General features: G+C 65.8%; 9 protein-coding genes. 6 read left to right on the forward strand and 3 right to left on the reverse strand.

Annotation, left to right across the window (positions count from 1 at the left end):
- The 3 genes from KBA32_RS12645 to thrS form a co-directional block, all read right to left on the reverse strand.
- The coding region (locus KBA32_RS12645) for a thioredoxin family protein (RefSeq protein ID WP_294359443.1) at nucleotides 1-1,112 on the reverse strand (1,112 nt) is incomplete at its 3' end.
- Between the two features lie 22 nt (nucleotides 1,113-1,134).
- Nucleotides 1,135-1,488, reverse strand: coding sequence for a DUF134 domain-containing protein (locus tag KBA32_RS12650; RefSeq protein WP_294359445.1), 354 nt, complete (start codon nucleotides 1,486-1,488; stop codon nucleotides 1,135-1,137).
- Nucleotides 1,485-3,392: a threonine--tRNA ligase gene (gene thrS / locus KBA32_RS12655; RefSeq protein ID WP_294359448.1), complete on the reverse strand. Its 1,908-nt coding sequence runs from the start codon at nucleotides 3,390-3,392 to the stop codon at nucleotides 1,485-1,487. Before thrS ends, KBA32_RS12650 begins: the two co-directional genes overlap by 4 nt.
- A gap of 176 nt (nucleotides 3,393-3,568) precedes the next feature.
- Here thrS and KBA32_RS12660 point away from each other — a divergent pair, with 176 nt between their 5' ends.
- The 6 genes from KBA32_RS12660 to KBA32_RS12685 all read left to right on the forward strand — a co-directional run.
- The gene (locus KBA32_RS12660) at nucleotides 3,569-3,931 is read left to right on the forward strand and encodes a NifB/NifX family molybdenum-iron cluster-binding protein (protein ID WP_294359450.1); all 363 of its coding nucleotides are present in this window, start codon (nucleotides 3,569-3,571) and stop codon (nucleotides 3,929-3,931) included.
- Complete coding sequence (gene tsaA / locus KBA32_RS12665) at nucleotides 3,928-4,428, forward strand: tRNA (N6-threonylcarbamoyladenosine(37)-N6)-methyltransferase TrmO (RefSeq protein WP_294359451.1); 501 nt, start codon at nucleotides 3,928-3,930, stop codon at nucleotides 4,426-4,428. The genes KBA32_RS12660 and tsaA overlap by 4 nt, the downstream gene beginning before the upstream one ends.
- Nucleotides 4,425-5,288: an ATP-binding protein gene (locus KBA32_RS12670; protein WP_294359453.1), complete on the forward strand. Its 864-nt coding sequence runs from the start codon at nucleotides 4,425-4,427 to the stop codon at nucleotides 5,286-5,288. The genes tsaA and KBA32_RS12670 overlap by 4 nt, the downstream gene beginning before the upstream one ends.
- Nucleotides 5,285-6,160, forward strand: a complete 876-nt coding sequence (locus tag KBA32_RS12675; RefSeq protein ID WP_294359455.1) for an ATP-binding protein — start codon at nucleotides 5,285-5,287, stop codon at nucleotides 6,158-6,160. Before KBA32_RS12670 ends, KBA32_RS12675 begins: the two co-directional genes overlap by 4 nt.
- A gap of 31 nt (nucleotides 6,161-6,191) precedes the next feature.
- Entirely contained in the window at nucleotides 6,192-6,530 is a 339-nt protein-coding gene (locus tag KBA32_RS12680; protein ID WP_294359458.1) for a NifB/NifX family molybdenum-iron cluster-binding protein, read from the forward strand.
- 21 nt (nucleotides 6,531-6,551) lie between these two features.
- Nucleotides 6,552-6,844 (forward strand): CoA-binding protein (locus KBA32_RS12685; protein ID WP_294359460.1); only part of this gene is annotated, 293 nt, incomplete at its 3' end.

The following is a 6,844-nucleotide window of genomic DNA, read 5'->3' on the forward strand; positions in this document are numbered from 1 at the left end:
AGGCCGAGCATCATCAGGCCGGACAGCAGCTTGAGCAAACGCCCCTCGCGTTCGCTGAGCTTGCGCGCGCCCATGGTGCGCACGAAGGCGATCACGATCGCCAGCAGGGGCAGGACGTAGATCACGTTGTACAGCGCGAGGTAGAGGTAGTGTTGCGCCGCGCCGCCGCCCTGCAGCGTCAGCAGGCGGGTGAACACCATCGGGAAGCCGGCCGTGCACAACAGTTCGTAGAAGTTGGCGGAAACAGCGAGGACGACCGTCGCGGCGAGCATCGCCGGCAGGCGTTCGGCGGCCAGCAAACGGCGGGCGCGCTGGAAGATCGTCGCCTTGCCGCTGTCGGAGATCGACAGGGAGACCCCCTGCCGGAAGCGCGCGAAGTCCTTGACGTTGACCGCGCCCATCAGCAGCGCCAGCAACCCGGCCGCGCCGGTCACCCAGGGCAGGCTGCCGAGCACGAGGAACAGGTTGAGCCAGGCGGCCATGAAGGCGAAGTACATCAGCCCGGAAAAGGCGACGAACACCCCGCCGATCAGCGCCATCCGCCGGCGGTCCGACTGGTGCACGAGCAGCGAGAGCAGGAAGAGCAGCACGAAGAAGGCACAGGGGTTGAAGGCATCCATGCCGGCGATCAGCACGGTCAGCAGCGGTAGCGAAAGACCGTTCGTATCGAGTTCGCCAATCAAAGGCAGGCGTAGGGACGTCGCCTCCGGGTCAACGGACGGAATCCGCTCCGTCCGGCACGCCTCCAGCCGACCGAGAAAACGGGCCATGCCCGCGTCGCTTCTGTCCAGACCGACCTCCATCCGGCCGCAATAGATCAGCGTCGGTACGGCACGCGCCTCGCCGCCGACCTGATCGGCCAGCTTCTTGAAACGCTCGACGTTTTCTCTGTTCCCGCTCAGTTCGTAGTCATGCAGGCGGACCCAGCCATGCCGTTGGGCGAGATCAAGCAGTCGAGGCCGGGCTTCGACGCAATGTGGACACGTCTGCGACCAGAACAGGTAGAGATGTACCTGCACGCCATCGGCGCCCTGCTCGGTCCACGGCGTTTCATTCGCACTGGCGGAGAAGGTGAACCAGAAAAAGACGAGGAGACAAAGCCACTTGCGCATGACACCTCCGCAGAGTCTTCTTTCACTCCAGCATAGCCGCTGTTGCAGGACCGATCGCCACCTCTGCCACCCCGGCCACCTCCTCCGGCGCCGGACAGGGTTCGCCAAGGCGCAGCGCCTTGCCGCCGATCAGCGCGCTGGCCACCTTCCTGCGCGCCTGTGCGACGATCTTGCCGAAGGTCTGGCGCGAGATCCGCATCTGACAAGCCGCATCGGCGTGATAAAGGCCTTCGAGGTCGGCCAGCCGCAGCGCCTCGATTTCATCGGGCGCCAGCACCACTTCTTCGAGTGCCGCATACGCCACCCGATGCGGCTTGAACAAACCAACCGCCGGCCGACAGCAGACACGGCGGCACTTGGGCGGCCGCCCGGTCATGCCGACGCGGGCATTCGCTGCAGCAGGGCGGCGACCTGTTGCAGCGTCATCGCCCCGAGATCCTTCCCAGCCACGTCGCGCACCGACACCGTGCCCTCGCTTCGTTCGCGCTCGCCGGCGACGAGGAGATACGGTACCCGCTGCAGCGTGTGTTCGCGCACCTTGTAGCCGACTTTCTCGTTGCGCAGGTCGGCCACCGCCCGTACGCCGGCGCGCTTCAATGCGTCGACGCTGGCGCGCACGTAATCGGCCTGCGCGTCGGTGACGCCGAACACTACCGCTTGCACCGGCGCCAGCCAGGCCGGGAAGGTGCCGGCGTAATGCTCGATCAGGATGCCGGCGAAGCGTTCGAGCGAGCCAAAGAGCGCGCGGTGCAGCATCACCGGGCGCACGCGCTGGCCGGCCTCGTCGATGTAGGCGACGTCGAAGCGCTCGGGCAGGTTGAGGTCGACCTGCAACGTGCCGCACTGCCAGTCGCGGCCGATCGCGTCGCGCAGGACGAATTCGAGCTTCGGGCCGTAGAAGGCACCCTCGCCGGGGTTGGTCGTGTAGGCCAGCCCCATCGCGTCGAGCGACGACGACAGCGCGCGTTCGAGCAGATCCCAGGTTTCGTCGCTGCCGATGCGATTGGGCGGGCGTGTCGAGAGCTTGATCGCCACCTCGTCAAAACCGAAGTCGCGGTAGATGTCGAGGATCAGCCGGACGACCGTCTCGCATTCGGACTGCATTTGCGCGGTGGTGCAGAAGATGTGCGCGTCGTCCTGCGTGAAGTGGCGTACGCGCAACAGGCCGTGCAGCGCGCCGGACGGCTCGTAGCGGTGCACCTTGCCGAACTCGGCCATGCGGATCGGCAGGTCACGGTAGCTCTTCAGGCCGTTGGCGAAGACCGCGACGCCGCCCGGGCAGTTCATCGGCTTCAGCGCGAAGGTGCGGCCGTCCTCGGTCTCGGTGGTGAACATGTGGTCGCGGTAGTTGGCCCAGTGGCCGGAAAGCTCCCACAGCGAGCGGTCCATGACGTCCGGCGTATTCACCTCCTCGTAGCCGGCGTCGAACTGGCGCTGGCGCATGTAGGCGATCAGTTGCTGGAACAGCGTCCAGCCCTTGCTGTGCCAGAACACCGAACCGGGCGCGCATTCGTCGAAGTGAAAGAGGTCGAGCTGGGTACCGAGCTTGCGATGATCGCGCTTGGCGGCTTCCTCCAGCCGGGTGAGGTAGGCCTTCAGGCTCTTTTCGTCCGCCCAGCAGGTGCCGTAGATGCGCTGCAGCATCGCGTTGTTCGAGTTGCCGCGCCAGTACGCACCGGCCACCTTCATCAGCTTGAAGGCCTTGAGCTTGCCCGTCGACGGCACGTGCGGACCGCGGCAGAGGTCGACGAAATCGCCCTGGCGGTAGAGCGAGACGACGGCGTCGACCGGCAGGTCGCGGATGATCTCGCACTTGTACGTTTCGCCGAGCGACTCGAACAGGCGAACGGCCTCCTCGCGCGGCACTTCGCTGCGTTCGAGCGGGAGGTCGGCGCGCGCCAGTTCACGCATCCGCTCCTCGATCTGCGCCAGGTCTTCCGGCGTAAAGGGGCGCGAATAGGCGAAGTCGTAGTAGAAGCCGTCCGCTATCGTCGGGCCGATGGTCACTTGCGCTTCCGGGTAGAGCTGCTTGACGGCCATCGCCATCAGGTGCGCGCACGAGTGGCGCAACAAGTCGAGCGCCTCGGGATCGCGCTCGGTGATCAACGCCAGACGCACATCCTCGGTGATGATGGTGGACAGGTCGCACAAGCGATCGTTGATGCGCGCCGCCAGCGCGCTGCGCGCGAGGCCCGGGCTGATGTCCTGCGCGACATCGTAGGCGCTGATACTGAAGGGAAAGACGCGAAACGCGCCATTGGGCAGGGTGACGATGGGCATGGGTTTTCCTCTTGTTTCTTCCGTTGCAGAGCGTCGACTCGATACGTTCAAAACGCAAATTATGGCATATGCCACTATTTACCGGATTGAAAACTCACGAATCTGGCGAAAAAATCTTGTCTTTGTTATTGGCGTATGCCAATATTAAGGCCGTCAAATACCTTCAAGGTAGCGCCATGAAACTGATCTTCACCACGTCCGGAAACAACCTCGATGCGCTGCTCGACCCCAGCTTCGGTCGGGCGCGCAATTTCCTGCTTTACGACCTGGAGAGCGGCGCCAGCCGGGTCATCAGCAACCAGCAAAATCTCAACGCCGCTCAGGGCGCCGGCATCCAGGCGGCACAGACGATCGTCAAGGCGGGCGCCAACGCGCTCGTCACCGGGCATTGCGGCCCGAAGGCGTTCCGCGTCCTCGCTGCCGCCGGGATCAAGGTGTACAACACCGATGCGTCGACCATCTCGGAAGCCCTCACCCGCTACCGCGCCGGACAACTGACCGAAGCGACCGCGGCCAACGTGGAAAGCCACTGGGCATGAACGACAGCATCATCTTCCGGCCGATCGGCGTGATCCGCAGCGAGCACCTCGTACCGCGGGAGACGCCGATCCAGCCGGTCTACGCGAAGGCGTGCCGTGGGCGCGTCGAACTTCTGCCGGAATTCGCCGACGGCCTGCACGACCTCGACGGCTTCTCGCACATCTATCTGATCTACCATTTCGATCGCGCCGAAGCCCCGAAGCTGCGCGTCAAGCCCTTCCTCCAGGACACGGAACGCGGCGTGTTCTCGACGCGCGCGCCCTGCCGTCCCAACGCCATCGGCCTGAGCGTCGTCGAATTGCTGAGCCGCGAGAGCAACGTCCTGCACATCGCCGGCGCCGACATTCTCGATGGCACGCCGCTGCTCGACATCAAGCCCTTCACCGCGAAGTTCGACGGCATCACGCCGACGCGCAACGGCTGGCAGGACGAGGTCGATGAAGCGACAGCCCGACACAGGGGGAAACGCGGATTCCGCGGCGGAAGGTCGGAATGATCGTCGCCATCGCTTCCGGCAAGGGCGGCACGGGCAAGACCAGCCTGGCCGTCAATCTGGCGCGCACGCTCGAACGGATCCACGCAATGCCGGTGCAACTGCTCGACTGCGACGTCGAGGAGCCGAACGCTCACCTGTTCCTCGCCGGCACACCGCTCGGCGAGGAAACGATCAACATCGCCGTCCCCGATTTCGACCCCGAGAAGTGCGACGCCTGCGACAAGTGCGTCGAGTTCTGCCAGTTCAACGCGCTGGCCTCGGTCGGCAAGACGCCGTTGCTCTTTCCCGAGCTGTGCCACGGCTGCGGCGGCTGCACGCTGGTCTGCCCGCAGGACGCCATCCGCGAGAAGGACTACCGGATCGGCGTGATCAAGACCGCCCGCGCCGGAAGCATCACGCTCAAGAGCGGCTGCCTCGACGTCGGCGTCTCGCTGGCCTCGACGCTGGTGCATGCGTTGAAGGAACGCCAGGAGGACGGCATCACGACGCTCCTCGACGCGCCGCCGGGCACGGCCTGCCAGGCCGTCGCCACGCTGCGCGGCTCGGACTTCGTCGTGCTCGTCACCGAACCCACCCCCTTCGGCCTGCACGACCTGACGCTGGCCGTCGACACCGTGCGCGCGCTCGACCTGCGCTTCGGCGTGGTCATCAACCGCGCCGGCGTCGGCGACGACCGCGTGCAACGCTACTGCGCCGCCGAGGACATCCCGATCCTGCTCGAAATCCCCGACGACCGCCGCGTCGCCGAAGCCTACTCGCGCGGCGAATTGATCGTCGATGCGCTGCCCGACTATCGCGAGCACTTCGCGCAGCTGTGGCACAACATTGAGCACCACGCCGCATTGGAGGTCGCCGCATGAAAGAACTCGTCATCCTCAGCGGCAAGGGCGGCACCGGCAAGACCAGCATCACGGCCTCGTTCGCCCGACTCGCCGAACGCCCGGTGATCGCCGACTGCGACGTCGACGCCGCCGACCTGCACCTGGTCATTCCGCCGACCATTCGCCAGCGACACGTCTTCATGAGCGGCCACCAGGCGGTAGTGATGGAGGAAGTCTGCTGCAACTGCGGCGTCTGCCTGCCCGAGTGCCGTTTCGGCGCGATCATGGAGCCGAAACCGGAGGCTGGCCACGACACCTACTGGATCGACCCGACGGCCTGCGAAGGCTGCGGCGTCTGCCTGGAAACCTGCCCGATGGACGTCATCGAGTTCCCCGAGCGGCGCTGCGGCGAGTGGATGATCTCCGACACCGCCTGCGGCCCGATGGTGCACGCCCGCCTCGGCGTCGCCGCCGAGAACTCCGGCAAGCTCGTCACCACGGTGCGCCAGCAGGCGCGGCGCATCGCCGAAGAAGGCGAACATCCGCTGATCCTCGTCGACGGCCCGCCCGGCATCGGCTGCCCGGTCATCGCCTCGCTCACCGGCGCGACCGACGTGCTGCTGGTCACCGAGCCGACCCTATCCGGCGCGCACGACCTCGAACGCGTGCTCGGGCTGACGCGGCACTTCGGCATCCCGGCGGCGGTCTGCGTCAACAAGTGGGACATCAACCCGGAGATGACCGGACGCATCGAGGCGCAGGCGCGCCAGTCCGGCGCCCGCGTCGTCGGCCGTGTCCGCTACGACCCGTCGGTCACCCGCGCCCAGATTCAGGAAAAGGCGGTCGTCGATACCGATTGCCCGTCGGCCGACGACATCCGCGGCATCTGGAAGGAACTCGCCGTGCAATGAGCCACACCACTTTCAATCAAGGAGCCTGATCATGCGTTTCGCCATCCCCCTCGCTGACGGCAAACTCGCCGTCCATTTCGGCCACTGCGCCAGCTTCGCCCTGCTCGACGTCGATCCGGAAGGCAAGTCCGTGATGATCCGCGAGGATGTCGAGGCGCCGCCGCACCAGCCGGGGCTGCTCCCGCCGTGGCTCGCGGAACGGGGCGTCAATCGCATCATCGCCGGCGGCATGGGCCAGCGCGCGCAGGCACTCTTTGCCGAACACGGAATCGAAGTCATCGTCGGCGCGCCCGTCGAAGCGCCGGAAACACTGGTCGCACACTGCATTGCCGGCACGCTGGTGCCGGGCGCAAACGCCTGCGATCACTAACCTGTCGAGAAAGGGAAGCACATGGAAAACGTTGTCGTCATCGGCGCAAGCAACAACGAGGAACGCTACTCGAACAAGGCCATGAAGATGCTGATCGAGTACGGGCACAACCCGATCCCCGTGGCGCCGGCCGTGGAAACGATCATGGAGCGGAAAGTTTACGCGCAGCTCGCCGACGTTCCCGGCACCGTAGACACGGTCACGCTCTACGTCGGCCCGAAGCGCCAGGAGGGACTGTTCGAGCAGCTCCGGGCCATCCATCCCAGGCGCGTGATCTTCAACCCCGGCACCGAGAACCCGGACGAGTACGAAGG

Origin of the sequence: Propionivibrio sp., from assembly GCF_017995515.1 — a bacterium.
In the GTDB taxonomy this organism is placed as follows: domain Bacteria; phylum Pseudomonadota; class Gammaproteobacteria; order Burkholderiales; family Rhodocyclaceae; genus Propionivibrio.

What these genes read in the sequence shown, in the direction of transcription:
- KBA32_RS12650 (WP_294359445.1), bottom strand. Translation starts at nt 1,488, where the DNA reads ATGACCGGGCGGCCGCCCAAGTGCCGCCGTGTCTGCTGTCGGCCGGCG.
- KBA32_RS12680 (WP_294359458.1), top strand. Translation starts at nt 6,192, where the DNA reads ATGCGTTTCGCCATCCCCCTCGCTGACGGCAAACTCGCCGTCCATTTC.
- KBA32_RS12660 (WP_294359450.1), top strand. Translation starts at nt 3,569, where the DNA reads ATGAAACTGATCTTCACCACGTCCGGAAACAACCTCGATGCGCTGCTC.
- tsaA (WP_294359451.1), top strand. Translation starts at nt 3,928, where the DNA reads ATGAACGACAGCATCATCTTCCGGCCGATCGGCGTGATCCGCAGCGAG.
- thrS (WP_294359448.1), bottom strand. Translation starts at nt 3,392, where the DNA reads ATGCCCATCGTCACCCTGCCCAATGGCGCGTTTCGCGTCTTTCCCTTC.
- KBA32_RS12675 (WP_294359455.1), top strand. Translation starts at nt 5,285, where the DNA reads ATGAAAGAACTCGTCATCCTCAGCGGCAAGGGCGGCACCGGCAAGACC.
- KBA32_RS12670 (WP_294359453.1), top strand. Translation starts at nt 4,425, where the DNA reads ATGATCGTCGCCATCGCTTCCGGCAAGGGCGGCACGGGCAAGACCAGC.